Genomic DNA, 23,889 nt, shown 5'->3' on the forward strand with positions numbered 1-23,889 from the left:
GTTTCAGGACACGAGGCCACGGCGGAAGCCGTGGGCGACCGCCTGGGCGCGGTCCCGTACCCCGAGCTTGCGGAACAGGCGACGCGCGTGCGTCTTGACTGTGTCCTCGGACAGGTAGAGCTCACGCCCGATCTGTCCGTTGCTCTTGCCCTGGCTCATGCCGCGCAACACCTGGAGTTCACGCTCGGTCAGCTGAACTCCAGGATCTGACGGCTGTCGGGGCGCCGGCACCGAGGTGCTGGCCAAGGTGTGCGCGAGGGCGGCGACCAGTTCGGGACGCGAGGCGTCCCAACGCAGGTAACCGCGGGCTCCGCCAGCTATGGCGGCCGCGATGCTGCCGGCGTCGTCGGGTGCGCCGAACACGATCACGTTCGCTTGCGGGTTTGCTGAGACGAGCCGGCGGGTCGCTTCCACCCCGGTCGGGACGGCGCGCTGGGTACCAACCAGTACGACGTCGACCGGCTGCCGGGAGAAGCGGGCCAACAGCTCGTCACCGTGCGCTACGCAGTCGATGCGACTCACCCCGGGGACAGCCGACATCACACGGGTGAGACCCTCCCGCACACTGCGCCGGTCGTCGCAAATCAGGACCGTCGTCACGGGGACTCCTTCCTGCAGCCGAGTGACGTTCCACATCCCCTATCGGACGCTTGAGCCCCAACCTTGACACGATCTGGTGCTTTATCCGTCAAGAACTTCGCCCAGCCGGCCGCATTCGGGGGTTCCCCGGAATGGAGCAGTGCCGACGGCACCCACGGGGAAGCCGCCGCAATCCGCCGGCCAATCGGGTCGGCGGCACGTAATACGCAGCTCAGAGCGTTGTTAGCCCAGTCGAGAAGTTCCGCCGACTCATCCGGGGCATGTTGCGCGAGCACCAACGCTGCCGGCCAAACGAGCGAAAGCAGCCCCAGATCCACGGTGTGATTTAACACACACCCGAGTAGCGCAATGCACGTGGGCAACCGAGCGATGGCGCTCCCTGCCGCGTCCTCATCCCGGCCGACCACGGTGCTACCGGCCACCACCTCGCCGATCCCGGACTCGGCCTGGCCGGCCACCGCCAGGGCCGTGCCCAGCACGAGATCGGACTTGAGCACGTGACGGGCAGCGCCGGCCGTTCGCGCCAGCCGACCAGCGGCCTCGGCCAGCGGAACAGCCGCCTCGGCCCGGCCGGCGGCCAGTTCGATCTCGGCGCCAACCCATCCGGCGCGCACCTGTCCACGCCAGTCCGCCGGCTGCGGCAGTGGCGGTGGCCCGGTTTCTCCCGCTCCACCGCGCCGACCCGGCCGACCTCGCCGCTCCGGTTGCCGCTCCAGCCCCAGTTCCCGTTCGGCCGCGGCGAGCAACCGCCTGGCCTCGTCGACCCGACCCAATCCGACCGCGTCCGCGGCCAACCCCAGCAGCGCGTCCACCCGGGCGGCCGACTCGGTCACCCCGGCGGCCTCGGCCAGCACCAACTCCTCGACCGACCTGGTCACCCCTGGTCGTCCGAGCTGGGCCAGATGGGTCAGTGCTTCGGCGTCCAATCGGCGCGCGGCCACATGCCCACCGAGTTGCCGGCGGTGCGCGGCCAGTGTGCTCGCGGCGAGGGAGGCCAGCACGGGGTCGCGGACCGCGCGCAGCGGGCCGAGCAGGGTGGCCGCGGCGGCGTACCGGCCCTGCGCGCCGAGCACGACCCCGGCCAGCCACCGGCGGGTTGGGCGATCAGCGGGCGATATCGCGCTGACGTCCGCCCCGGGCAGGTCTCCGAAGGCGGCGCGGACCAGGCTGGCGTCGTCGATCACCACGTCATCCTGGCCAACCGCCCGGACGCTCCGCGTGAACTGCACCCCCACCCACCACAACCATTGTGATTCCCCCCACATTCTCGGTTCGGTCTCCCGCGATCCCCCCTCGCCACCGCGCGAGTCGACACCTCCGCGCCCGCGAGTTGCACCCTCGCGCACCGCGAGTTGACCGTTCAGCGTGCGCGAGTTGACACCTCACGCACCGCCATTCAGGTGAACGAGAACTGAAAAGCCCAGGCAGGAGCGGTGATCGGTCGTTCCACCCGGCAGCCGGGTTATCCACAGGGCAGCGAGTTATCCACAGCCACTGATCGAGGTCCTGATTTCTCCGGCTGCCGTCGATAGGCTGGAGCGGGGCTCGCCCCCCGGGAGGGTGGGGGGCTGCCCTGGGGGAGTTGCCTCGCCTGGCGCGGGTCGGCGCCGTGGTGGGGCGAGTCGGGTGTGGGTCGTGGTTTCCGCTGGTCGCGGGGCGGATGGGGGCGGTGGGGCCCGGGGCCGCGGTGGCGGTCAGGGGTTGTCGTCGGCGACCGCCTGTTCGACCAGGGTGGCCGCTTCGGCCAGGTCGGTGATCCGGTGCACCGACGGCGGGGCGGTCGTGTGCTCCCAGCCCGGCCCGCCCACGAACACCCTGGCCGGCTGCCTGGTCCTGGGCAGCGCGTCGAGCACGTCCGGGTCGGCGTGCCTGGGCAGCTGCGCCCACAGCACCACGGCGGCCGGCGCGGTTCGGCGGACCGCCGCGATCAGCGCGCGCGCCGGCAGGGCCGCGCCGAACTGCCTGGTCGCGATGCCCCGGGTGGCCAGCACCGCGGCCAGCGGGTAGAGCGGCAGGCTGTGCCGTTCCTCGGGCATGCCGGCCAACAGCACGGGGCGTGGGTTGCGCGGCTGGGTGACCAGCGGGGTCGCCCGCACCATGACGGCCACCACGCACTCGGTGAGCAGGTGCGTCGCCTCAACGCCGGCACCGGAGATCTCCCAGCGCTCGGTCAGGGCCCGCGACACCGGCTGGACCAGGTTCTCCCACGTGCTGATCAGCCCGTGCTCAGCCACCTCCTCGGCCAACAGCTGCTGCGCCGTGGTCGAGTCCAGGGCCAGCACCGCGCGCCCCAGCCCCCTGGCCCGCCGGCCGGCCCCTGGCATGCGCAGGCCACGGCCACCGGTGTTGGCTGGTGTGCCCACCCCCGACTCGAACACACCGCTGAGCAACACCGGGTGGTCATGGGCGCCGTCGGTCCGGGTGGGGGGCTGGTCCGCGGCGGCGCTCACCCGATCGGGGTCCCCCGGTCGTGCCGCGAAAAGTCGGTCTCCTGGGGATGGCTGGTCACCGGACGCGGGACCGGCAAGGGCGTATCTGGCGGCCTCAGCCGGGGAGGCGCCACGCAGCAGAGCCCGCTGCATGGTCTCCAACCGGGCGATGTCCTGCGGTCCGTACCGACGGTGTCGCCCACTCGTGTGATTGCTGGGCCCGAGTCCGTAGCGCCGGTCCCAGGTGCGCAGGGTCGCTGGAGCCACCCCGAGGCGTCTGGCCACGGCGGCCACGGTCAGCCTGGGCTCCCCGCCCGCGTCGTCGCTGTCCGTGAGGACGATCTCGGTGGGGTGTGACCGGTGTTCCCTCTCGGGGCTCGTGTGACTACCGGCCGACGTGGAATCCGGTGTCGTCATCACGTGGACATCGTGGGTTCACCTCATCCGGGAGGCAAGTGGACGGCGAGGCGACCACGGACGGTTGACCCCCTACCCATCGGCTGAATTGGCCAACTTCCCCAGGTTGAGGTCTTGAACAACCTTTGAAGCGGTTTTACCGTGAAGCTCCGTTAAGCCGAATGGAGCAAGCCACTGACGCAGTCCACATGACATCGCCCACGCGATGAGGAGGCAGTCTCGATGGCAGACACCCGGAGACTCCCTGGACCAAACGCCGACATCTGGGACTGGCAGCTTCGTGGTTCCTGCCGTGGGATGGACAGCGCGTTCTTCTTCCATCCCGACGGTGAACGAGGCCCCGCGCGGGCCAGGAGGGAAGCACGGGCCAAGGCGGTTTGTCAGACCTGCCCCGTACTGGAGATGTGCCGCAAGCACGCACTGACCGTGCAGGAGCCCTACGGCATCTGGGGCGGGCTGTCCGAATCCGAACGCGACGCCATCATCAAGTCGCGCAAGCGCGAGCTGCTGCTCGCGCAGGGCTCGTGACCAGGCCGAACCTGTCAGCACGCGATCCGACGAGACAACAGAATGACCACAACCGAATGCACGCCTGACCCGCCCAGCCGCACCTCTCGGCCTGACCGGCCGCGACGCGTGCCGGACACCGGTTCAGGACGACACGAGCCACCTGTTCAGGGGCCATCTCGCGGGAGAGGCGGCACTCCGAGGAAGAAGTGCCGCCTCTCGCCCTAGCAGCGGACCCCCGCAGCCGGCCAGCGCCGCGACCGCGCGGCCCGGGGCTGCCCGGGGTCGGTGCCGATCAGAAACCGCCGGGGCCGTGGCCGTGCCCGTGCCCGTGACCAGCGGCAGCCGGCTCCTCTTCCTTCTTCTCCACCACAGCGCTCTCGGTGGTGAGCACCATCCGCGCGATGGACGCGGCGTTGGCCACGGCCGAGCGGGTGACCTTCACCGGGTCGACCACGCCGGCCTCGATCAGGTCGCCGTAGGTGAGGCTGGCGGCGTTGAAGCCGTTGCCCCACTCCTGCTCCTGCACCTTGGCCACCACGACCGGGCCCTCCAGGCCGGCGTTCGCCGCGATCCAGTGCAGCGGCGCGGTCAGCGCCTCGCGCACCAGGGCCACGCCGGTGGCCTCGTCGCCGCTCAGGCCGAGCCCGCTGGCCAGCTCCTTGGCCGCGTGCACCAGGGCGGAACCGCCACCGGGCACGATGCCCTCCTCGACCGCGGCCTTGGTCGCCGCGACCGCGTCCTCGATGCGGTGCTTGCGCTCCTTCATCTCGGTCTCGGTGGCCGCGCCGACCTTGATCACGGCGACGCCGCCGGACAGCTTGGCCAGCCGCTCCTGCAGCTTCTCGCGGTCCCAGTCGGAGTCGGTGGTCTCGATCTCCTTGCGCAGCTGCTCGGCGCGCCCGGCGATGTCGGCCGCGGAGCCGCCGCCGTCGACGATGGTGGTGTTGTCCTTGGTGACCACCACGCGCCGGGCGGAGCCCAGCACGTCCAGGCCGGCCTCGGACAGCTTCAGGCCGACCTCGGACGAGATCACCTGGGCGCCGGTGACCACGGCCAGGTCGTCCAGGAACGCCTTGCGCCGGTCGCCGAAGAACGGAGCCTTGACCGCCACCGTCTTCAGGGTCTTGCGCAGGGCGTTGACCACCAGGGTGGACAGGGCCTCACCCTCGACGTCCTCGGCGATGATGACCAGCGGCTTGCCCGCCTCGGCCACCTTCTCCAGCAGCGGGAGCAGCTCGGCCAGCGCCGAGATCTTCTCCCGGTGCAGCAGGACGTACGGGTTCTCGAAGACGACCTCCTGCGCCTCCTGGTCGGTGGCGAAGTGCGCCGACAGGAAGCCCTTGTCGAACTGGACGCCCTCGGTGATCACCAGCTCGGTGGCCAGCGTGGAGGACTCCTCGACGGTGATCACGCCGTCCTCGCCGACCTTCTCGATGGCCTCACCGAGCAGGGCGCCGATGGACTCGTCGCGCGAGGCGACGGTGCCGACCTGGGCGATGTTGTCCCGGCCCTTGACCGGTGTGGCCTTGGCGCGCAGCACCTCGACCACCGCGTCGGCGGCGGCCTGCACGCCCCGGCCCAGCGCGGTGGGGTTGGCCCCGGCGGCCACGTTGCGCAGGCCCACCCGGACCATGGCCTGGGCCAGCACGGTCGCCGTGGTGGTGCCGTCACCGGCCACGTCGTTGGTCTTGGTGGCCACGTTCTTGGCCAGCTGCGCGCCCAGGTTCTCGAACGGGTCGGCCAGGTCGATCTCGCGGGCGATGGTGACACCGTCGTTGGTGACGGTGGGGCCACCGAACTTCTTGTCCAGCACGACGTGCCGGCCACGCGGGCCGAGCGTGACCTTCACCGCGTCCGCGAGCTTGTTGACGCCGCGTTCCATCGCCCGACGAGCGTCCTCGTCGAAACTAATCTGCTTTGCCATTGCCTACCTTCCATGAAGCAAAACGCCCCGGGACCCCGGATCGTGGGGCCGCCGGGGCGTCTGGCGTAGACGAGGAAGCGTCGTCAGTTGACGACGGCCAGCACGTCGCGGGCGGAGAGGATCAGGTACTCCTCACCGTTGTACTTGACCTCGGTGCCGCCGTACTTGGAGTAGATGACGACGTCCCCAACCGCGACGTCCACCGGGATGCGGTTGCCCTTGTCGTCGATCCGGCCCGGGCCCACGGCCAGAACCTTGCCCTCCTGGGGCTTCTCCTTGGCGGTGTCCGGGATGACGATGCCGGACGCGGTCGTCGTCTCAGCCTCGCTCGCCTGGACGAGGATCTTGTCCTCAAGCGGCTTGATGTTCACGCTCACCGGGGTGACCTCCACGGGTCGTCGAAAGCGTTGGCAGGTACCTAGTTGCGTTCCGGCTCCTGCCACCCCGCCGTCGCGGGTGCCGGGGCGGTGCTGGTGCCGTGCGATTGGCACTCTACCCATGAGAGTGCCAACGATTCAACGAGGGGTACACCAAACGTGGTCTTCGGGCGGAGATCACCACCGCGCCCGGCGGACACCGAGGTCACGGCCGGTATTCACCCGCCAGCACCAGGGTTGTCGACCGGATGCGGAACCTGGAGGTGCCAGTGGCCGAGCACCGCAAATCACTCGAACGGATGAACCGGCGGCCCGGCGGTGTCGTACCCGGCAACTACCGTCCGGCCCGTGACTGAGCACCAGGAACTGCACCGCACCAGCATCGACCGCGTGGAACAGCTGGTCGTGACCGAACTCGACGGCCGACCGCACGTGGTCATCGCCGGCGCCTGGCAGACCAGCGTCTGGCTCTGGGACCCGAGCGGCCCGGGCGACCGGCCGGACGAACTCCCACTGCGCGGCGCCGCCAGCTACACCATCGCCCAGCTGGCCACCGCCCAGCTCGACGGCCGGCCGGTCGTGGTCACCGGCGGCGACCGGCACGACGCCAGCGAGACCGACACCGGCGACATGGGTGGCAACGTCCGCGTGTGGGACCTGGCCAGCGGCACGATGCTCGGCCAGCCCCTGACCGGGCACTGGGCCGGCATCTGGTCACTGGCCACGGCCGTGGTCGACGGCCGGCCGGTCGCCGTCAGCGGCGGCGAGGACGGCCAGGTGATCGCCTGGGACCTGGCCAGGGGCGAGCAGCTGTGGGCGGAGGGGATGCACAGCGACGGCATCTGTGGCCTGACCACCGCCCGGGTGGATGGCCGGCCGACAGCGGTCAGCGGCGGCCACGACTCGACGATCCACCAGTGGGACCTGGCCGACGGCTGGAAGCCGGGCGAGATCGCCACCGACGCGGACGCGGCGATCCGGGCCGTCGCCGTGACCCGGCTCGACGGGCGGGACGTCGTGGTGAGCACCGGCGACGACAGCGAGATCAGCCTGTGGGACCTGGCGAGCCGGGAGGCGGTCGGCGACCCGCTGAGCGGCCACGAGGACCGGATCTTCGCGATGGCGGTCGGCGTGCTCGGCGGCAGGCCGGTGGCGGTCACCGGAAGCGAGGACACCACAGCCCGCGTGTGGGACCTGGCCAGCGGCGAACAGCTCGGCGCGCCGCTGCGGCACGGGTCCACGGTGCAGTCCGTGGCGATCACCGAGATCGACGGGCGGACGGTCGCGGTCACCAGCGAGCAGGCCGGCCACGTCCGGGTGTGGGCCCTGGGCGACTGATCACCGGTCGAGCGCCGCCAGCCAGCAACGCGGGATCAGCCCCGGACTGGTTCCCGCGTTGCCGTTGCGGCGATCAGGTCCGGTCGAACGCGCCGGCCTTGCCCGCCGTCAGAAAGGCCGACCACTTCCTCGGCGAGAACATCAGCGCCGGGCCGGCCGTGTCCTTCGAATCCCGGACACCAACCACCGACACCCCACCGAAGCCGATTTCCACGCAATTCGCCTTGTCTGGATGGGTATAGCTGCTCTTACGCCAGACAAGACGGAACCGCTCTTCCTGGTCCATGTGCCCCTCCTCAACCCTAACGACGTTTGCTCATGTACTCGAAAAATTCCGCAGTACCCTCCGAGCCCTCCGCGGTACGAGACATCTTCTTGAAGAGCAGCTTATATTGCTCTACGTCGTTTGGGCTTTCCAGGAACAACACGCTGTTATCCATCTCCTGGTAGACCACAGCGCCATCCTCTGGATCAGCGAAGGTCAATACAGCAAAGGAAGCACCCATACCGAAGTAGGCACCTTCCTCATAGCTGACGTACTGAATGGTGACATTGGGCAGCTCGGCCATCTTGGCGATGTGGGCGAACTGGTCCTGAATCACCTGCTTCCCGCCCACCTGGCGGTTGAACACCGCCTCGTCCACGATCGCATGCAACCGCAACGGGTTGTCTGGATCGGTCAGTCGCTTCTGCCGCTCCATGCGGAGGCGCACCTTCTGCTCGATGCGTTCGGGATCGGTGACAGAGCCGATCATCATCAGGGCACGGGCGTAACTGGGAGTCTGCAGCAACCCGGGTATCATGAGCGGCTCGTAGTTGAGTATTTCGACGGCTTCAGCCTCAAGCGCGAGGTAATGCGCGAAGATCTTCGGCATGCTCCCCGTCGCGCGTTCCCAGTAACCCTGGTGTTTGGCCTCCTTGGCCAGGTCGAGCAGGGATTCACGTTCCCCGTTGGGCACCCCGTAGAAGTCGAGCATGTCTCGCACGTCCCGAGTGAGCACGGGGACCTTACCCGTTTCGATTCGGCTGATTTTCGCGTCCGAACACTCCAGGTACTCGGCCACGTCGTCGAGTCGCTTGCCAGCCGCCTCGCGCAACCGGCGCAGTTCCTGTCCCAAACGGCGACGGCGCAGGACAGGACTGCCGATTGGCCCCATGACGTACCTCCAGAAGTCGGAATGTGACCACACCATTCCGCACTTCAGCCAGGCGTAAAAGGCTCCAGCTCCGCATTCACCAGATCGTGTAGCTAGCGGCGCAATTGCACGAGCTAGAGCAGCACGGTGTCCACGGGCAGGCCCGGGGTGGCGCCGAAGTCGGGCGGCGAGGGCTCGGCGCCGGCGGCGACCAGGTGGGCGCCCAGGGCGGCGATCATCGCGCCGTTGTCCGTGCACAGCCGGGGGCGCGGCACGCGCAGGCTGATGCCGGCCGCCGCACAGCGCTCGGCGGCCAGACCGGACAGCCGGGAGTTGGCCGCCACACCACCGGAGATGACCATGGTGTCCACGCCCAGCTCGGTGGCGGCGCGCACGGCCTTGGCGGTGAGCACGTCGGCCACGGCCTCCTGGAACGACGCGGCCACGTCCGGCACGGGCACCGGCTCGCCGTCCCGCTCCCTGGCCTCCACCCAGCGCGCCACCGCCGTCTTCAACCCGGAGAAGGAGAAGTCGAACCTGGCGTCGCGCGGGCCGGTCAGGCCGCGCGGGAACGCGATGGCGTTCGGGTCGCCCTGCTTGGCCATCTTGTCGATGGGCGGGCCGCCCGGGTAGGGCAGGTCCAGCACGCGGGCGACCTTGTCGTAGGCCTCGCCGGCGGCGTCGTCGATGGTGGAGCCGATCTCGGTGATCTTGCCGGCGATGTCCTCCACCAGCAGCAGCTGGGTGTGCCCGCCGGAGACCAGCAGCGCCAGGCACGGCTGGGGCAGCGGCCCGTGCTGCAGGGTGTCCGCGGCCACGTGCCCGGCCAGGTGGTTGACCCCGTACAGCGGTCGGTCCACGGCCGCCGCGTACGCCTTGGCCGCGGACACGCCGACCAGCAGCGCGCCGGCCAGGCCGGGGCCGGCGGTGACCGCGAACGCGTCCACGTCGGTCAGGGCGATGCCGGCGGCGTGCAGGGCCCGGCCCATGGTCGGCACCATGGCCTCCAGGTGCGCGCGGCTGGCCACCTCGGGCACCACCCCGCCGAACCGGGCGTGCTGCTCCACGCTGGAGGCCACCTCGTCGGCGAGCAGCTCAAGGCCGCCGTCCGCGCCGAGCCGGACGATGCCGACGCCGGTCTCGTCGCAGGAACTCTCAATGCCCAGAATGATCTTGTCAGTCACGGTGGCTCTCGGTGATCCGCGCGGGACGGGCCATGGTGTAGGCGTCCGCGCCAGAGGGTTGGTAGTAGCGGCGGCGCAGCCCCACCCGGTCGAAGCCGTGCGCCTGGTAGAGGCTGATCGCCGGGTCGTTGTCGGTGCGCACCTCCAGGTATACCGGGGCGTGCACCTCGTCGGCCCTGGTCAGCAGGGCCCGCAGCAGGGTGCGGCCCACGCCGGCGCGCTGCCAGGCCGGGTCGACGGCCAGGGTGTGCACCTCGGCCTCGACCTCGGGCGGCCGGCCCACCACGGCCAGGCCGGCGTAGCCGACCAGCTGCCCGTCGGGCAGGTACGCGCCCACGTAGTGGTTGCCCGGCTGGTCCAGTTCGGCGTGGAACGCGGCGGAACTCCACGGGTCGTCGCCGGGGAACAGCTCCCGCTCCAGCTCGACGCAGCGCGGGATGTCCGACCGGCGCAGCGGCGCGATGGTCACGGTGGCGGTGCGCTGCGGGCTCATACCCGGGTCACCCGCTTGCGTGCGCCCGGCTCGACCGCGTCGGGTCTGCGCAGGTAGAGCGGGGTCAGCGGGCCGGGCTGGGCGCCGGAGCGCAGGTCGGCGGCGGCCACCGCGACCAGTGCGGCCGGCGTGGGGTGGTCGGGGGCGAGCACCGGCAGGCCGAGCACGTCGGCGTAGCGGCGCGCGCCCTCGCCGGCCGCCCGGGTCACGCCCAGCTCGGCCAGCCGGCCGGCCACCTCGGCGGGGGCCTGCACGTGCGGGCCGTCCAGCCGGCGGCCGGCCGGGTCGTAGGCGGCCCAGTACACCTCGCGGCGCCGGGCGTCGGTGGCCACCAGCAGCGGCTGGTCGCCCGGGTCGGCGTCCAGCGCGTCCAGGGCGATGGCGTCCAGCGTCACCACCGGGTACACCGGCCTGTCCAGGGCCTGACCGAGGGCGGCGGCGGTGACCATGCCGGCGCGCAGGCCGGTGAACGGGCCGGGGCCGGCGCCGCACACCACCGCGTCCAGGTCGGCCAGCCTCCGGCCGGCCTCGGCGAGCGCGTCGCGCACGTGCGGCATGAGCAGTTCACCGTGCGCCTTGGCGTCCCGGGTGACCCGGGTGGCGAGGGTGCGCGGCGGACCGGTCTCGGCCAGGGTGACCACCCCGGCGGTGACCGCGGGAGTTGCCGTGTCGACGGCGAGCACAAGCACGGTAGTCAAGCCTACGAGGTTCGCGGACCGATGTGACGACCGATGCGTGGTAATGCTGTGAATGGGATGGACTTAACGTCCACGTCAAGGTGAAGGCTGGCGGGCGAGGAGGTCAGATGCGCATCGGAGAGCTTGCCGAACGTGCCGGAACCAGCACCAGGGCACTGCGCTACTACGAGTCGCAGGGCCTGCTCAGCGCGCAGCGGTCGGCCAACGGCCACCGGTTCTACGACGAGGACGCGCTGCGGGTGGTGCGGGAGATCCGGACGCTGCAGAGCATCGGGTTCGCCCTGGAGGAGACCCGCCCGTTCGTGGAGTGCCTGCGGGCCGGCAACGAGACCGGTGACGTGTGCCCCGACTCGGTCGCGGTCTACCGCCGCAAGCTGGCCGAGGTGGAGGCCTACATCGGCCGGCTGGAAGGCGTCCGGGGCCACCTGCGCCACCGGTTGACCGAACTCGTGGCGCCGGCGCCGCTGTGCGAGACCACCGTCCACCTCACCGAGAGGCGCCAACCGTGTCACGGGACACCAAGAGTCGGGTGATCGAGGTCACCGACGCGACCTTCGCCGAGGTCGTGCTGAACAGCGACAAGCCGGTACTGGTCGACTTCTGGGCGACCTGGTGCCCGCCGTGCCGGATGATCGCGCCGGTGGTCGCCCAGATCGCCGAGGAGTACGCGGACCGGCTCACCGTGGTCGAGATCGACGTGGACGCCAACCCGGTCACGGCCCGCGACTGCAACATCATGGCCATGCCGACGTTGCAGGTCTACCAGCGGGGCCAGCTGGTCCAGTCGGTGGTGGGCGCGCGCCCCAAGGCCGGCCTGGTCAGCCTGTTCGAGCCCTACCTCTGATCCGCCGGGCCGCCCGGGGCGGTTCAGTCCCCGGGCTCCTCGGCCGGGTTCCAGCTGAGCAGCCGCACCTTGCTGACCGTGCGCACGTGCCGGCGCATGGCCGCGGCCGCGGCCCTGGCGTCGCCGGTCCTGATCGCGTCGGCGATGCGTTCGTGCTGGTCCAGGGAGCGGCCGGGCCGACCGGGCTGGCGCAGTGACTCCTGGCGGCTCTCGGCGATCTGCTCGGCGATGGACCGCATGAACTCGGCGAGCAGCGGGTTGTGCGCGGCCTGGGTCACGGCCGCGTGGAACCGGCGGTCGCCCTCGATGCCCAACCCGCCGCTGTCGATCTCCGCGCGCATGGCGGCCAGCGCGCGGTCGATGGCCAGGACGTCGTCGTCGGTGCGGCGCAGCGCGGCCAGTTCGGCGATCTTGGTCTCCAGGGCTTCCCGCGCCTCCAGCACGTCGGGCAGCCGCTGTCGCCGGGCCACCAGTTCGGCGACCGGTTCCCCGTCCAGCCGGTCGTGCCGCAGGTAGCTGCCGCCGCCGTGGCGGGTGTCCACCAGGCCCTGCACCTCCAGCACCACGATCGCCTGCTTGATCGAGGCGCGGCTGACGCCGAGCCGCTCGGCCAGTTCCCGCTCGGGCGGCAGCCGGTCGCCGGCGCGCAGGCCGGCGTCCGCGGCATAGGCCCGGATCCGCTCCACGACCTGCTCGTACAGGCGCGGGCGGGCCACCGGGCGAAGCGCGTCCGCCACGTCTGTCCTGACCTTTCCTCACCGGCCGCTGGTCGGCCCTCGGGTGCGTTCGAGGGTAGCCCGTTGCCGTGGCCGCGGTCCGGAACACGGCTGGCGGCGCCGTCCGCACCGAGTGTGACCAGGACTACGCGTTCCGCTCACCAATGTGACCGGGCGACGAAGATCGAATTGGTACGGTTGTCCGGTAACTCAAGGTGTGATCGCGCAAGCACAGCGTGTCGGGGGGAACCGACCATGCCGGATCGTGGAGCACGCCTGGACGAGGCCATCCGCGCCTTCCAGGAACAGGCCAACCAGGCCGCCCAGCTCAAGGACAAGATCGCCGAACTGCGCGGGCACGCGCGCAACGCCGACGGCTCGGTCACGGTGACCGTGGCACCGTCGGGCGCGGTGCTGGGCCTGCAACTGTCGCCGGCCGCCATGCGCCGCTCGCACACGCAGTTGCAGCAGGAGATCCTGACCGCCATCCGCCAGGCCACCCAGCAGGCGGCGGGTGCGCTGCAGGCCACGGTGGAACCGGTCCTCGGCGACCGGGCCGCGCGGTTCAGCGAGGCGTTCAACGCCCACTCCCCCGCCGTCACCCCGATCGGCCCGAGCGCGCCGCCGCCGGCCAGCGCCCTGCCCACGCCGCACCCCCCGGACGCCCAGCCCGGGCCGTTACCACCGCAGCCGACACCGCCCGCACCACAGCGGACACCCCGGCCACGACCGGATGCGCCAGCCACTGTGGACGACGACTACTTCGGCGGTTCGGTCCTGACCTGAGATCGCGGGAATCGAGGGGGGAACACCATGACCGGCTACCAGGTGGCCGCGGCGGGGCTGCTGGCCTACGGCAGGGGCTCGCGGGACGCGGCCGACAACTTCGGCCAGCTGGCCAGCCTGCTGGAGCAGGCCCGGGTCAGCGACGACTGCTTCGGCCCGATCGGTGAACTGCTGGCGTTCACGTACTTCGACAGCCTCCAGGAGTGCCAGGACCTGGCCAACGCGGCCAAGGCGTTCCTGGAGGACGTGGCCGAGCGGGTCACCGAGACCGCCAGGACCTACCAGGACAACGACGCCCAGATCGAGGTCGCCTTCGACACGCTCGACGACGGCGGCAGCGGCCCCGGCAGCTTCGCCGACCTGGTCACCGCCGGCCACGACGAGCGCAAGAGCGACTTCGAGCAGGCCGCGAGCTACGGCAGTTCCTGGGCGAGCACCGCGGGGGACGTGGCGCGGGCGAGCAGTCCACCGGACATCGCCATCGCCGCGGTGAACACGCGCCTCGAACAGCTCCAGCTGATCACCAGTCCAGGACAGTCGCTGATCGACAACGGGCTGGGTTTCCTGATCGCCCTCGCGATCAGCCCGATCGTGGAAACGATCCTGGAACCCGCGATCGGCGACCCGGAGCAGATGCGCAGCACCGCCAAGGGCTGGGAGAAGGTCGCCGAGTGGCTGGAGAGCACCGGCGAGCACGAGACGGGCAGGGCCCAGGCCACCAGCGAGCTGTGGCAGGGCGAGGCCGGCGACGCGTTCCGCCAGCAGCTGGCCGAGTTCGGTGCCGGCGCGACCGCGTTCGCCAGTGAGATCCGGGGACTCCAGCAGACCCTGGAGATCGCCGCCGACCTGTTCGACGCGTTCGTCGAGATCTGCGTGGACACCCTGCAGGAGCTGGTGATGGGCCTGATCATCGAGTGGCTCGCCGCCCTGGCCGCCTCCTGGATCACCGCCGGTGCCTCCGTGGGTGCCGCCACCGCGGCGACCACCAGCCAGGTCGCGATCGTCGGCGGCCGGCTCGGGGCGAAGGCCGCCCAACTGCTCGGCAGGCTCATGCCGTTGATCAGGCGGCTTGAGGATCTGCTGCAGAAGCTGCGCAGCGGCCCGTTGAAGCAGGTCGTGGAACGGGCACAGGACCTGCGTGACAACGGCGGCTGGCTGCAGAAGAAGGTTGTGGGAGCGGCGGACAAGAACCCGTTGTTCAAGATCACCACGTCCGCCGAGCCGACAGTGGTGAAGAAAGCAGGTCTCGACGGCAGGATGGAGGATGTTGTCGTTCAGGCCACGAGAACCACCAACAAGTCCGCCGCGGCCTTTGGCATCCAGAACGGCGAGTCAGCACTCGCCGCCGAAGTAGCCAAGGTCGGCTTGGGAATTGCTGGCTTGAGTGGAACGACCGACCCACTGACCGCTGGCTTTCGAGGCGTTCTGGAAAACGTTCCCGGCACCGTCATCGAGCAGGCCGTGCGGCACGGTTACGACCAGGCGCAAGATCCGTCCACAAAGCAGGAGCGACGGGAGGCCACCGATCGTGGTTTCCAGTACGAGTGAGGCGTGATGGATTTCTCCGATGGACTCGGACCGGCGTTGAACGCCAGACTTCAGTTGTGTCGGCCGGACGAGCATTTTTTCTGGGCAGCCAGTTGCGACCTGTTCTACTACGACTTTCCCGGACAGGACGCATTTGGTAAGCCACTGGAGAACCCACTCGCCAAAGGTGTGCGCGCGGTCGGCAGAGGCGTGGGAAATTTCCTCGCCACGGGCCTCGAAGTAGTGCTGCTCGATGGCGGCTCTGACGAGAGTTACCAAAAGAAGCCGCCGCCACCCCCTGATCATCTGGTGTTCGGGTCGGGCTTGGGCTGTCTTGCTCACCAAACCGTCGCACGGATCGGCCTCGAACCGGGCCAGCCCGACGTTGTCCTGTGGATGCTGACTTCTGCCAGACTCGCGATGTTCCGCACCCGCCGCGCACCCGAACCCGAGCCGGACCAGAAACCGGAGAACCGTTCATTGCTGAGCAAGGCAATCGGGTTCGGCAAAGGTGTAGTGGATTTCGGCAAGGAAGTCGTCGAAGTCTTCGCCGACAATCGGGAGAAATATGGCGGCAACGTCGAGGGCGAGCCGGTCCGGATGACCGCCTACGTCCCGGTCCACGAGTTTCCACGCGAACAGATCGCCGCTGTCGGGGTCATTTCCCGCCAACTGGAGAACGGTGACGAGTTCTGCCTCCGGGTGTCTCTCGCAGACGGTTCCGGCGTGGACTTCCGGCTCTTCAGCAATGATCCAGCTGTGGCCGCCCGGGCCACCGAGCTGACGAACGGCATGTGATGACCGCCAAGTACCTGGATCGCGATGACGCGATCATCGAAACCGAACTGGCCAAGTACTGGCTGCAACCCGGTGAACGGCTGCTGCTCGGCACGATGCCGTTGAACGGTTACGTGGGCGCACGGATCGACAGCGAGTTGCACATCCCTTACCAGTCGGCGACAGAACTCCCCGCGCACGCCTTGGGACGCTGCCGGTGGCCACTGCCCTCCGAAGCCCTCAGGGAAACCCCTCGCCTCGACGAGGACTGGGTAGAGGATCCGACGCTGGCCTACTGGGTGGACGCGCCACACCCGAACACCGACGCGGTGCGCATGGCCGACCACTTCGCCCACACCAGGGGAACCGCACGGCTGGTGCTCAGCGACCAGCGCACGGCCGTGATCTACCCAGCGAGGTTGTTCGATCCGAAAGATTTCCAGCCGGCAGAGCCGATGCGGACCTTCTACGAACTTCCCCCCTCACGGGTCGCGGGCCTGAGCGCGCCGTTCGTCGGCCGCAGCATTCCACCGCGGCGGGTGATCCGGCTCGACTTCACCGACGGGTCCACGATCATGCTCCGCGATCCGCACTCCGGTGGTCGGGTCGACCGGGCGCTGCGCCGCCTGTCCGGTCAGCAACGGGACTGACCAGCCACCCCCACTGCCGGTCCGGAGTCTTGACAGGGGCGCTCCCCGATCCGCAAAGTGGCTGAGCCAATTGGCCACTGTGGTGGCGGTCACGCATCCGCCGCCAGCGCCGTCGAGGAGGACGCGATGCGCCGGGAGCCGCCATGTCAGCGCAGTTGATCTCGATCCTGGCGCTGGTCGCCGTGTTCGCCGTGGCCACGCTGATGTCGGTGAACATGGGCGCGCTCGCGTTCGCGGCCGCGTTCCTGGTCGGCACCCTGGCCGGCGGGATGTCCACCGACGACGTGCTGGCCGGCTTCCCCGGCGACATCTTCGTGGTGCTGGTCGGCGTGACCTACCTGTTCGCCATCGCCAGGGCCAACGGCACGATCGACTGGCTGGTCGGCTCGGCCGTGCGCGCGGTCGGCGGCCGGCTCGCGGTGATCCCGTGGATCATGTTCGCGGTCACCGCCGCGTTGACCGCGATCGGCGCGGTCAGCCCGGCCGCGGTGGCCATCGTCGCGCCGATCGCGCTGGGCTGCGCCGCCCGCTACGGCATCAACCCGCTGCTGATGGGCGTGCTGGTGGTGCACGGCGCGCAGGCCGGCGGGTTCTCCCCGATCAGCGTCTACGGCACGATCGTGAACACCGTGGTGGCCCGCAACAACCTGCCGGGCAACCCCGTGGTGCTGTTCCTGGCCAGCCTCGCGGTCAACCTGGTGATCGCGGTGGTCGTGTTCGTGCTGTTCGGCGGCACCAAACTGGCCAGGATCGCCCCGGGCGAGGTGGCCGAGGACGAGCCGGAACGCCTCGGCGCGCCGGGCGCGGCCACCGCCGCCGAGCTGGACCAGCTGGGCCGACCGGACCAGCCCGGGCTCAACCCCCACCGGGTGCTCACCCTGCTCGGCCTGGTCGCGCTGACCGTGTGCACCCTGGTGTTCGACCTGGACGTGGGCCTGGTGGCGATCACCATCGCGGTGCTGCTCGGCCTGGCCTCGCCCGGCACGCACAAGACCGCGATCAACCAGATCACCTGGCCCACCGTGCTGCTGATCTGCGGCGTGCTCACCTACGTCGGCGTGCTGGAGAAACTGGGCACCATCGACTACGTGGGCAACGCGGTGAGCCAGATCGGCGCGCCCATGCTGGCCGCGCTGGTGCTCTGCTACATCGGCGCGATCGTGTCCGCGTTCGCGTCCTCGGTCGGCCTGCTCGGCGCGACCATCCCGCTGGCCGTGCCGTTCCTGGCGCAGGGCGCGGTCGGGCCGGTCGGCGTGATCGCGGCACTGGCCGTGGCCGCCACCGTGGTCGACGTCAGCCCGTTCTCGACCAACGGCGCGATCGTGCTGGCCAACGCCCGCACCAGTGACCGCGACCGGTTCTTCCGGCAGCTGCTCACCTACGGTGGCGTCATCGCGGCGGCGGCGCCCCTGCTGGTCTGGCTGGTGTTCGTGCTGCCCAACCTCGGCTGAGCGGCGTCACGCAGTGACGTGGCTCGCAAACAGGCTGTGACGACCCGACGAGTCCGAGAAGGTGGATTCATGCCAGAACCCCTGTTCCCCGCCCTGGCCGAGGCATCGGCGCGGGAGGCGATCCGGTTCGACGACCAGGTGCTGACCTACCGCGACCTGGCCGGGGTGGCCGGTCGGGTCGCCACGCGCGTGGCCGGGGCCGCCCGCGTGGCGGTGTGGGCGACCAACACCCCGCACACCTGCGTGGCCGTCCTCGGCGCCCTGCTGGCCGGGGTCGCGGCCGTGCCGGTCAACCCGAAGATCGGGGAACGGGAACTCGCCCACATCGTCGCCGACAGCGAGCCCGCCCTGGTGCTGGCCGAACCCGGCGTCGCCCTGCCCTCGGGGCTGGCCGGGCTGCCGAGGGTGGACGTGGACCTGGCCGCGCCGGCCGGCCCGCCCCCGCCGCCGGCCGCCGAACCCGACCCGGAGACGCCCGCGTTCGTCGTCTACACCTCGGGCACCACCGGCCCGCCCAAGGGCGTGGTGCTGCCGCGCCGGGCCATCACCAGCAACCTGGACGCGCTGGCCACCGCGTGGGAGTGGACCGAGCACGACGTGCTCGTGCACGGCCTGCCCCTGTTCCACGTGCACGGGCTGATCATCGGGATCCTCGGGCCGCTGCGGCGCGGCGGGTCCGTGCGCCACGTGGGCCGGTTCTCCTCGGCGGCCGTGGCCAGGGAACTCGCCGGGCCGGCCACGATGATGTTCGGCGTCCCCACCATGTACCACCGGCTGGTCGCCGACGCCGAGGCCGACCCGGAGATCGCGGCGGCCGTGGGCCGGGCCCGGCTGCTGGTGTCCGGCTCGGCCGCGCTGCCCGCCACCGACCACGAGCGCATCGCCAGGGTCACCGGCCAGCGGGTGGTGGAGCGCTACGGCATGACCGAGACGCTGATGAACGTGTCCGTGCGCGCCTCGGGCGACCGCCGGCCGGGCACGGTGGGCCTGCCCCTGGACGGGGTCCAGGTGCGGCTCGTCGACGACGCCGGCCAGACCATCGAGGCCAGCGACGACGAGACCGTCGGCGAGATCGTGGTGCGCGGCCCCAACCTGTTCCTCGGCTACCTCAACCGGCCGGACGCCACGGCCGAGGCCATGCGCGACGGCTGGTTCCGCACCGGTGACATGGCCACCCGCGCGCCAGACGGCTACCTGCGCATCGTCGGCCGCCGGGCCACCGACCTGATCAAGAGCGGCGGCTACAAGATCGGCGCCGGCGAGATCGAGAACGCGCTGCTGGACCACCCCGGGGTGGCCGAGGTGGCGGTGACCGGTGAACCAGACCCGGACCTGGGGGAGCGGATCGTGGCCTGGGTGGTGGCCGCCGGCGAGCAGCCCCCGGCCGAGCAGGACCTGGTCGACCACGTGGCGCGACTGCTCGCCCCGCACAAGCGGCCCAGGGTGGTGCGGTTCCGCGACGCGCTGCCCCGCAACGACATGGGCAAGGTCATGAAGCGGGCCCTGACATGACCAGCACGCACCGGACCACACCCGGCGCCAGGGCCTGGATCGAGGCACTGGCCAGCGACTTCGTCGAGCTGGCCGGGTACGCGGCCTGGCCGGCCGGGTACGCCGGCCCGCTGGACTGGCCCGGCTACGCCGAGCAGCTCGAACGCGCCAGCGAGCGGTCCGGGCAGACCGAGTCGGTGGTGTGCGGGCAGGCCACGGTCGGCGGGGTGCCGGCCGTGCTGATCGCCTTCGACTTCCGGTTCCTGGGCGGTTCCGTCGGCCAGCAGACCGGGGAACGCATCGAGCGGGCGTTCAGCGTGGCCCGCCGCGCGCGGCAGCCGGTGGTGTCGCTGATCGCCACGGGCGGCAGCCGCATGCAGGAGGGCATGCGCTCGCTGCGCCAGCTCACCCGGCTCGCCCGGGAGTGCCAGCTGACCAGGGCGGCGGGCGTGCCGCACGTGGCCGTGCTGGGCAATCCGACCACCGGTGGGCTGTGGGCCGCGCTGGGCGCCGGCGCCGACGTGGTGCTGGCGCTGGCCGACGCCGAGGTGGGGTTCGCCGGCCGGCGGGTGCGCTCGCCCGCCGACGTCGACCACCCGGCGTTCACCAGCGAGGACCACTGGGCCAGCGGCCAGGTCGACCAGGTGGTCACCGAGTCGGAGCTGCCCTCGGTCCTGTCCCGCTGGCTGGACCTGCTGCGACCGGCCGACCAGCACGCCCTGCCGGAGCCGGCCGACGTGCCCAGGGCGCTGGGCCGCACCGAGCTGCCCCCGGACGGCTGGACCGCGGTGCGCTGGGCGCGCGACCCCGACCGGCCGCGCGCACCCGCCTACCTCGACGACTACTTCCAGACCAGGGTCGCGTTGAGCGGCGACCGGGTCGGCGGGGTCGACCCGGGCATGTGGTGCGGGATCGGCCGGCGCGACGGCCGGGCGATCGCCTACGCCGCGCAGACCGGCACCGCCAACACCCCGGCCGGGTTCCGCACCGCCGCCCGGCTGATCCAGCTCGCCGACCGGTTCACCCTGCCGGTGTTGACGCTGGTGGACACGCCGGGCGCGGACAACAGCGGCGCCGCCGAGCGGGCCGGGCTCGGGCCGGCGCTGGCCGAGCTGTTCGGCGCGGTGGCGGGTGCCCGGGTGCCCATCACCACCCTGGTGATCGGCGAGGGCGGCTCCGGGGGCGCGTTGGCCCTGGCCCACCCGGACCGCACCTGGATCACCCCGGACGGCTACTTCTCGGTGATCGCGCCCGAGGCGAGCGCGGCCATCCTCAAACGCGGCCCCGACCAGGTGGCGGCCACCGCCGACCAGTTGCGGCTGCGCCCGCAGGACCTGGTCGAACTGGGCGTGGTCCGGGGCATCAGCCGCGGGTGACCTGGCTCCAGTCGCGGTCGGCCAGGCTGCCGTGCGGCTCCAGGTGGGCCACGCGCACGTCGTCGGCGCGCCGGTCCAGCCGGACCAGCAGGTGGTCCTCGGACAGCCGCTCGGCCACGCCCTCGCCCCACTCCACGACCACCACCGCGGTCACCAGTTCGGTGTCCAGGTCCAGGTCGTCCAGTTCGTCGAGCTGGCCGCCGAGCCGGTAGGCGTCCACGTGCACCAGGGGCACGCCGCGCCCGCCCGGTGCTGGCGCGTGCTCCCTGGCCAGCACGAACGTGGGTGAGCTGACCCGGCCGGTCACGCCGAGACCGGCGGCGATGCCGCGCGTCATGGCGGTCTTGCCCGCCCCCAGCGGCCCGGACAGCAACACCAGGTCACCGGCGGTGAGCAGGCCGCCGAGCCGACGGCCGAACTCCTCGGTGTCGGTCACCTCGGGCAGCTCGACCCGGTAGTCGGAACGGCTGCTCATGCTTGCTGCTGACACGCTTGTCCGTCCTCGTCTTTCGTCGTGTCCGACCCGTCGACTCCAGTGTCCCCCTCGGGCGCGCACCGGCGGATCAGCGCCACCAGGTGCTCGGTGACGGTGTCCGCCTGTTCCAGCATGACCAGGTGCCCGGCGCCGGCCACCCGCACCAGGGTGGCCTCGGGCAGCTGCTCGGCCATGGTCTCCGAGTGCGAGAACGGGGTCAGCCGGTCGGCGTCGCCGCCCAGCACCAGCAGCTCACAGCGGCGCAGCTCGGCCAGGGCGAGCAGCCGGTCGTGCGTGCCCAGGGTCTCCAGGAAGTCGGTGAGCACCCGCACCGAGGTGCTGTCGATCATGTCGTCCACCAGGTCGACCAGGGCCGGGTCGACCGAGCGGTCCCCGAAGGCCAGCCGCCGCACCAGCGACCAGGCGAGCTGCCCGCCGGCCCGACGGGCGCCCTCCACCAGCACCGGTTGCAGGCTGGCCAGCCGGCCCAGCGCCAGCGGCACGGGGTTGCGCCGGGACAGCACCATCCTGGGCAGCCCGGACCCGCCGACCTGGCCGGCCGAGGTGCCGATGAACGCCACCCCGCGCACCCGGTCGTCGAACAGGTCGGGGCGCTGCTCGGCCAGCGCCATGATGGTCATGCCGCCCATGGAGTGGCCGACGAGCACCAGCGGACCGGTGGGCGCCACCGCGCGCAGCACAGCGTCCAGGTCCCTGGCCAGCTGCTCGATCGTGCTCGACTCGGCGCTGGCCCGGCCGGACCGGCCGTGTCCGCGCAGGTCGAACAGCACCTGCCGGACCCGGGGGCCGGTCAGCTCGGCCAGGGACGCGCGCTGGAACCCCCAGCAGCGCCGGTCCAGGGCGAACCCGTGCACCAGCACCACGGTCAGCTCGGCGGCACCGCCGTCGCGCGGGTCCACCTCCTCGACCGACAGCGGCAGCCCGTCGTCCGCGGCCACCGTGCTCTCCCGGCTGGGCGGCAGAGCCGGTCGCCGTCCGAAGTCGGTGTCGTCGGCCTGGCGCCGGCGCGCCGCGCCCCGGGCGCTGTGCGCGGCGACCCCGACGGCCGCGCCGGTCACGGCCGCGCCGAGCACGCCACCGGCCCAGCTGACCGCCTTCCACACGGGTCTCACCAGGTCACCGCCGGCGCCGACGGGTCACCGGGGGACTCCGGCCAGGCTGGGGGCCGGCGCGGGCAGGTGGCGGCGGCGCAGGCGCGGCCGGCACATGCCGGTGACGATCTCGTAGTCGATGGTGCCGATCAGGTCGGCCCACTCCCTGGCGGTGGGTTCGCCCTGGTCACCAGGGCCGAACAGGATCACCTCGTCGCCGGGGGACACCGGGTCGTCACCGCAGTCGACCACGATCTGGTCCATGCACACCCGGCCGGCCACCAGCCGCCGCCGGCCGCCCAGCCACACCTGCATCCGGCCGGACAGCGAGCGCGGCACCCCGTCCGCGTAGCCGACCGGCACCAGGGCCAGGGTGGTGTCCCGGCGGGTGGTCCAGGTGTGGCCGTAGGACACGCCCTCACCGGCGGGCACCCGCTTGGTGAACGCCACCGAGGACCGGAAGGTCATGGCCGGCCGCAGGTCGGCCGGCTGCGGTGTCGGGTTCAGCCCGTAGACGGCGATGCCCGGCCGGACCAGGTCGAAGTGCAGGTCGGGACGGGTCAGGGTGGCGGCCGAGTTGGCCAGGTGGCGCAGTGGCCGCAGCCCCGCGGCGCGGGCCACCCGGTAGGCCTCGACGAACCGCTCGGCCTGCGCGTCGATCGACGGGTGGCCCGGCTCGTCCGCGCAGGCCAGGTGGGACCAGATGGCCACCACCCGCACCTCGGGCGTGCGCGCGGCGGCGTCGACCAGCCGGGCCCACTGGTCCGGCGGGCAGCCGTTGCGGCTCAGCCCGGTGTCGATCTTGAGGTGCACCCGGGCCGGCCGGCCGGCCTGCTTGGCCGCGGCGCGCACCTCGGCCAGGGTGTCCAGGCTGGCCACGGACAGGTCCACGTCGGCGGCGATACCGGCCGCGTAGTCGGTGCCGGGCAGGTCCAGCCAGCTCAGGGTGGGTGCGGTGAGGCCGGCCGCGCGCAGGGTCAGGGCCTCGTCCAGCGAGCAGGAGCCCAGCCAGGTGGCGCCGGCGGCCAGCGCGGTGCTGGCCACCTCGACCGCGCCGTGGCCGTAGCCGTCCGCTTTGACCACCACCATGGTGGCCGCTCCCGACTGCCCGGCGAGGCCGGCGAGCGAGGTCACGTTGTGTGCCACGGCCCCGAGGTCGATCAACGCCTCGGCCCGCGGAAGGTTCCCAGCTGCCATAACGCCGTTCATGGTGCCACGACCGCCGGGCGGCGGGGTCAGGCAGCGTGCGGACCGGGAGCCGAATCCCACACCCCGCGCCGGCCGGGCGGCACCGCCACGCCACCGTCACCGGATCGTGTGACTACCCCACCTGTCGAACACATGTTTGACTAGCGGTGGAACGGGATCGCGTCCGCACCCGGCGAAGGCCAAGCCGGTGCGCGCCGGTCCCCGCCCCACTCCTGGCCAGGTGTGGTCGACCGCGCTCGACGAATCACGACACGACGAACAGGACTCGACAGTCTGAGGAGGGATGCCCATGTCAGGTAGCCGCCTGACGTGACCTGCGCTGGCGCCTCCCGCGGCCGCGAGGCCGCGGTGGTGGAGCCGTAGCGGTGG

25 protein-coding genes and 1 pseudogene are annotated in these 23,889 nt (G+C 71.4%); 11 read left to right on the forward strand and 15 right to left on the reverse strand.

The features are described from left to right. Positions 1–3: 3 nt before the first annotated feature. From LX83_RS13245 to LX83_RS38885, 4 genes and pseudogenes are all read right to left on the reverse strand, one after another. Positions 4–600 carry a response regulator transcription factor gene (locus tag LX83_RS13245; protein WP_015805222.1) on the reverse strand — a complete coding sequence of 199 codons (597 nt, stop codon included), beginning with the start codon at positions 598–600 and terminating at the stop codon, positions 4–6. Beyond that, positions 597–1,829, reverse strand: coding sequence for a hypothetical protein (locus LX83_RS13250; RefSeq protein WP_253770897.1), 1,233 nt, complete (start codon positions 1,827–1,829; stop codon positions 597–599). The genes LX83_RS13245 and LX83_RS13250 overlap by 4 nt, the downstream gene beginning before the upstream one ends. A gap of 465 nt (positions 1,830–2,294) precedes the next feature. Further along, a complete protein-coding gene (locus LX83_RS13255; RefSeq protein WP_253771195.1) occupies positions 2,295–3,050 on the reverse strand; it encodes a MerR family transcriptional regulator in 756 nt (251 codons plus the stop codon). 141 nt (positions 3,051–3,191) lie between these two features. Further along, positions 3,192–3,446, reverse strand: a pseudogene (locus LX83_RS38885) (MerR family transcriptional regulator); the annotation flags it as partial. 222 nt (positions 3,447–3,668) lie between these two features. Here LX83_RS38885 and LX83_RS13265 point away from each other — a divergent pair. Then, positions 3,669–3,974, forward strand: coding sequence for a WhiB family transcriptional regulator (locus LX83_RS13265; protein ID WP_301328123.1), 306 nt, complete (start codon positions 3,669–3,671; stop codon positions 3,972–3,974). 274 nt (positions 3,975–4,248) lie between these two features. Here LX83_RS13265 and groL read toward each other — a convergent pair whose 3' ends face one another. Both groL and groES read right to left on the reverse strand, forming a co-directional pair. Further along, positions 4,249–5,880 carry a chaperonin GroEL gene (gene groL, locus LX83_RS13270; RefSeq protein ID WP_253770903.1) on the reverse strand — a complete coding sequence of 544 codons (1,632 nt, stop codon included), beginning with the start codon at positions 5,878–5,880 and terminating at the stop codon, positions 4,249–4,251. Between the two features lie 83 nt (positions 5,881–5,963). Continuing rightward, positions 5,964–6,257, reverse strand: coding sequence for a co-chaperone GroES (gene groES / locus LX83_RS13275; RefSeq protein WP_253770905.1), 294 nt, complete (start codon positions 6,255–6,257; stop codon positions 5,964–5,966). 348 nt (positions 6,258–6,605) lie between these two features. On the opposite strand from groES, the gene LX83_RS13280 reads away from it, so the two are divergent. Next, positions 6,606–7,595: a WD40 repeat domain-containing protein gene (locus LX83_RS13280; RefSeq protein ID WP_253770907.1), complete on the forward strand. Its 990-nt coding sequence runs from the start codon at positions 6,606–6,608 to the stop codon at positions 7,593–7,595. 73 nt (positions 7,596–7,668) lie between these two features. Here LX83_RS13280 and LX83_RS13285 read toward each other — a convergent pair whose 3' ends face one another. The 5 genes from LX83_RS13285 to tsaB all read right to left on the reverse strand — a co-directional run bounded on the left by LX83_RS13285 (position 7,669) and on the right by tsaB (position 11,097). After that, positions 7,669–7,881 carry a DUF397 domain-containing protein gene (locus LX83_RS13285; RefSeq protein ID WP_253770909.1) on the reverse strand — a complete coding sequence of 71 codons (213 nt, stop codon included), beginning with the start codon at positions 7,879–7,881 and terminating at the stop codon, positions 7,669–7,671. A gap of 16 nt (positions 7,882–7,897) precedes the next feature. Continuing rightward, positions 7,898–8,752, reverse strand: coding sequence for a helix-turn-helix domain-containing protein (locus LX83_RS13290; protein ID WP_253770911.1), 855 nt, complete (start codon positions 8,750–8,752; stop codon positions 7,898–7,900). Between the two features lie 113 nt (positions 8,753–8,865). Then, positions 8,866–9,915 (reverse strand): tRNA (adenosine(37)-N6)-threonylcarbamoyltransferase complex transferase subunit TsaD, encoded by a 1,050-nt coding sequence (tsaD, locus tag LX83_RS13295; protein WP_253770913.1) that lies wholly within the window; start codon positions 9,913–9,915, stop codon positions 8,866–8,868. After that, positions 9,908–10,384 (reverse strand): ribosomal protein S18-alanine N-acetyltransferase, encoded by a 477-nt coding sequence (rimI, locus tag LX83_RS13300; RefSeq protein WP_407649554.1) that lies wholly within the window; start codon positions 10,382–10,384, stop codon positions 9,908–9,910. The genes tsaD and rimI overlap by 8 nt, the downstream gene beginning before the upstream one ends. A 20-nt stretch (positions 10,385–10,404) precedes the next feature. Beyond that, positions 10,405–11,097 (reverse strand): tRNA (adenosine(37)-N6)-threonylcarbamoyltransferase complex dimerization subunit type 1 TsaB, encoded by a 693-nt coding sequence (gene tsaB, locus LX83_RS13305; protein WP_253771182.1) that lies wholly within the window; start codon positions 11,095–11,097, stop codon positions 10,405–10,407. A gap of 116 nt (positions 11,098–11,213) precedes the next feature. Between tsaB and LX83_RS13310 the strand changes: the two genes are divergently transcribed. Together LX83_RS13310 and trxA are read left to right on the forward strand one after the other, a co-directional pair. Then, positions 11,214–11,639, forward strand: coding sequence for a MerR family transcriptional regulator (locus LX83_RS13310; protein ID WP_253770918.1), 426 nt, complete (start codon positions 11,214–11,216; stop codon positions 11,637–11,639). Next, positions 11,612–11,950, forward strand: a complete 339-nt coding sequence (trxA, locus tag LX83_RS13315; protein ID WP_308203963.1) for a thioredoxin — start codon at positions 11,612–11,614, stop codon at positions 11,948–11,950. The genes LX83_RS13310 and trxA overlap by 28 nt, the downstream gene beginning before the upstream one ends. A gap of 23 nt (positions 11,951–11,973) precedes the next feature. On the opposite strand, the gene LX83_RS13320 is transcribed toward trxA, so the two are convergent. Then, positions 11,974–12,687, reverse strand: coding sequence for a FadR/GntR family transcriptional regulator (locus LX83_RS13320; protein ID WP_253770920.1), 714 nt, complete (start codon positions 12,685–12,687; stop codon positions 11,974–11,976). Between the two features lie 234 nt (positions 12,688–12,921). Here LX83_RS13320 and LX83_RS13325 point away from each other — a divergent pair, with 234 nt between their 5' ends. The 7 genes from LX83_RS13325 to LX83_RS13355 all read left to right on the forward strand — a co-directional run bounded on the left by LX83_RS13325 (position 12,922) and on the right by LX83_RS13355 (position 20,724). Beyond that, positions 12,922–13,452, forward strand: a complete 531-nt coding sequence (locus tag LX83_RS13325; RefSeq protein ID WP_253770922.1) for a YbaB/EbfC family nucleoid-associated protein — start codon at positions 12,922–12,924, stop codon at positions 13,450–13,452. A gap of 27 nt (positions 13,453–13,479) precedes the next feature. Then, a complete protein-coding gene (locus LX83_RS13330; protein WP_253770924.1) occupies positions 13,480–15,000 on the forward strand; it encodes a WXG100 family type VII secretion target in 1,521 nt (506 codons plus the stop codon). A 6-nt stretch (positions 15,001–15,006) separates the two neighbouring features. Continuing rightward, positions 15,007–15,777: a hypothetical protein gene (locus LX83_RS13335; protein ID WP_253770927.1), complete on the forward strand. Its 771-nt coding sequence runs from the start codon at positions 15,007–15,009 to the stop codon at positions 15,775–15,777. Then, complete coding sequence (locus LX83_RS13340; RefSeq protein ID WP_253770929.1) at positions 15,777–16,406, forward strand: hypothetical protein; 630 nt, start codon at positions 15,777–15,779, stop codon at positions 16,404–16,406. The genes LX83_RS13335 and LX83_RS13340 overlap by 1 nt, the downstream gene beginning before the upstream one ends. Before the next feature lie 143 nt (positions 16,407–16,549). After that, positions 16,550–17,857 (forward strand): SLC13 family permease, encoded by a 1,308-nt coding sequence (locus LX83_RS13345; RefSeq protein ID WP_253770931.1) that lies wholly within the window; start codon positions 16,550–16,552, stop codon positions 17,855–17,857. Positions 17,858–17,926: 69 nt separating this feature from the next. Beyond that, positions 17,927–19,369, forward strand: coding sequence for an acyl-CoA synthetase (locus LX83_RS13350; RefSeq protein ID WP_253770933.1), 1,443 nt, complete (start codon positions 17,927–17,929; stop codon positions 19,367–19,369). Then, positions 19,366–20,724: a carboxyl transferase domain-containing protein gene (locus LX83_RS13355; RefSeq protein ID WP_253770935.1), complete on the forward strand. Its 1,359-nt coding sequence runs from the start codon at positions 19,366–19,368 to the stop codon at positions 20,722–20,724. Before LX83_RS13350 ends, LX83_RS13355 begins: the two co-directional genes overlap by 4 nt. Here LX83_RS13355 and tsaE read toward each other — a convergent pair. The 3 genes from tsaE to alr are packed head-to-tail and all read right to left on the reverse strand — an operon-like array spanning position 20,711 to position 23,508. Next, complete coding sequence (tsaE, locus tag LX83_RS13360) at positions 20,711–21,199, reverse strand: tRNA (adenosine(37)-N6)-threonylcarbamoyltransferase complex ATPase subunit type 1 TsaE (protein ID WP_253770937.1); 489 nt, start codon at positions 21,197–21,199, stop codon at positions 20,711–20,713. The genes LX83_RS13355 and tsaE overlap by 14 nt on opposite strands. Further along, positions 21,196–22,332 (reverse strand): alpha/beta fold hydrolase, encoded by a 1,137-nt coding sequence (locus tag LX83_RS13365; protein ID WP_253770939.1) that lies wholly within the window; start codon positions 22,330–22,332, stop codon positions 21,196–21,198. The genes tsaE and LX83_RS13365 overlap by 4 nt, the downstream gene beginning before the upstream one ends. Positions 22,333–22,356: 24 nt before the next feature. Further along, complete coding sequence (gene alr / locus LX83_RS13370; RefSeq protein ID WP_253770941.1) at positions 22,357–23,508, reverse strand: alanine racemase; 1,152 nt, start codon at positions 23,506–23,508, stop codon at positions 22,357–22,359. Between the last annotated feature and the right edge of the window lie 381 nt (positions 23,509–23,889).

Origin of the sequence: Goodfellowiella coeruleoviolacea, assembly GCF_024171785.1 — a bacterium.
GTDB classification, from domain to species: Bacteria; Actinomycetota; Actinomycetes; order Mycobacteriales; family Pseudonocardiaceae; genus Goodfellowiella; species Goodfellowiella coeruleoviolacea.

Coding starts and splice junctions, on each gene's coding strand:
- LX83_RS13265 (WP_301328123.1), top strand. CDS start 3,669: ATGGCAGACACCCGGAGACTCCCTGGACCAAACGCCGACATCTGGGAC.
- groL (WP_253770903.1), bottom strand. CDS start 5,880: ATGGCAAAGCAGATTAGTTTCGACGAGGACGCTCGTCGGGCGATGGAA.
- LX83_RS13285 (WP_253770909.1), bottom strand. CDS start 7,881: ATGGACCAGGAAGAGCGGTTCCGTCTTGTCTGGCGTAAGAGCAGCTAT.
- LX83_RS13290 (WP_253770911.1), bottom strand. CDS start 8,752: ATGGGGCCAATCGGCAGTCCTGTCCTGCGCCGTCGCCGTTTGGGACAG.
- LX83_RS13310 (WP_253770918.1), top strand. CDS start 11,214: ATGCGCATCGGAGAGCTTGCCGAACGTGCCGGAACCAGCACCAGGGCA.
- LX83_RS13325 (WP_253770922.1), top strand. CDS start 12,922: ATGCCGGATCGTGGAGCACGCCTGGACGAGGCCATCCGCGCCTTCCAG.
- LX83_RS13330 (WP_253770924.1), top strand. CDS start 13,480: ATGACCGGCTACCAGGTGGCCGCGGCGGGGCTGCTGGCCTACGGCAGG.
- LX83_RS13335 (WP_253770927.1), top strand. CDS start 15,007: ATGGATTTCTCCGATGGACTCGGACCGGCGTTGAACGCCAGACTTCAG.
- LX83_RS13340 (WP_253770929.1), top strand. CDS start 15,777: ATGACCGCCAAGTACCTGGATCGCGATGACGCGATCATCGAAACCGAA.
- LX83_RS13345 (WP_253770931.1), top strand. CDS start 16,550: ATGTCAGCGCAGTTGATCTCGATCCTGGCGCTGGTCGCCGTGTTCGCC.
- LX83_RS13350 (WP_253770933.1), top strand. CDS start 17,927: ATGCCAGAACCCCTGTTCCCCGCCCTGGCCGAGGCATCGGCGCGGGAG.
- LX83_RS13355 (WP_253770935.1), top strand. CDS start 19,366: ATGACCAGCACGCACCGGACCACACCCGGCGCCAGGGCCTGGATCGAG.
- tsaE (WP_253770937.1), bottom strand. CDS start 21,199: ATGAGCAGCCGTTCCGACTACCGGGTCGAGCTGCCCGAGGTGACCGAC.
- alr (WP_253770941.1), bottom strand. CDS start 23,508: ATGGCAGCTGGGAACCTTCCGCGGGCCGAGGCGTTGATCGACCTCGGG.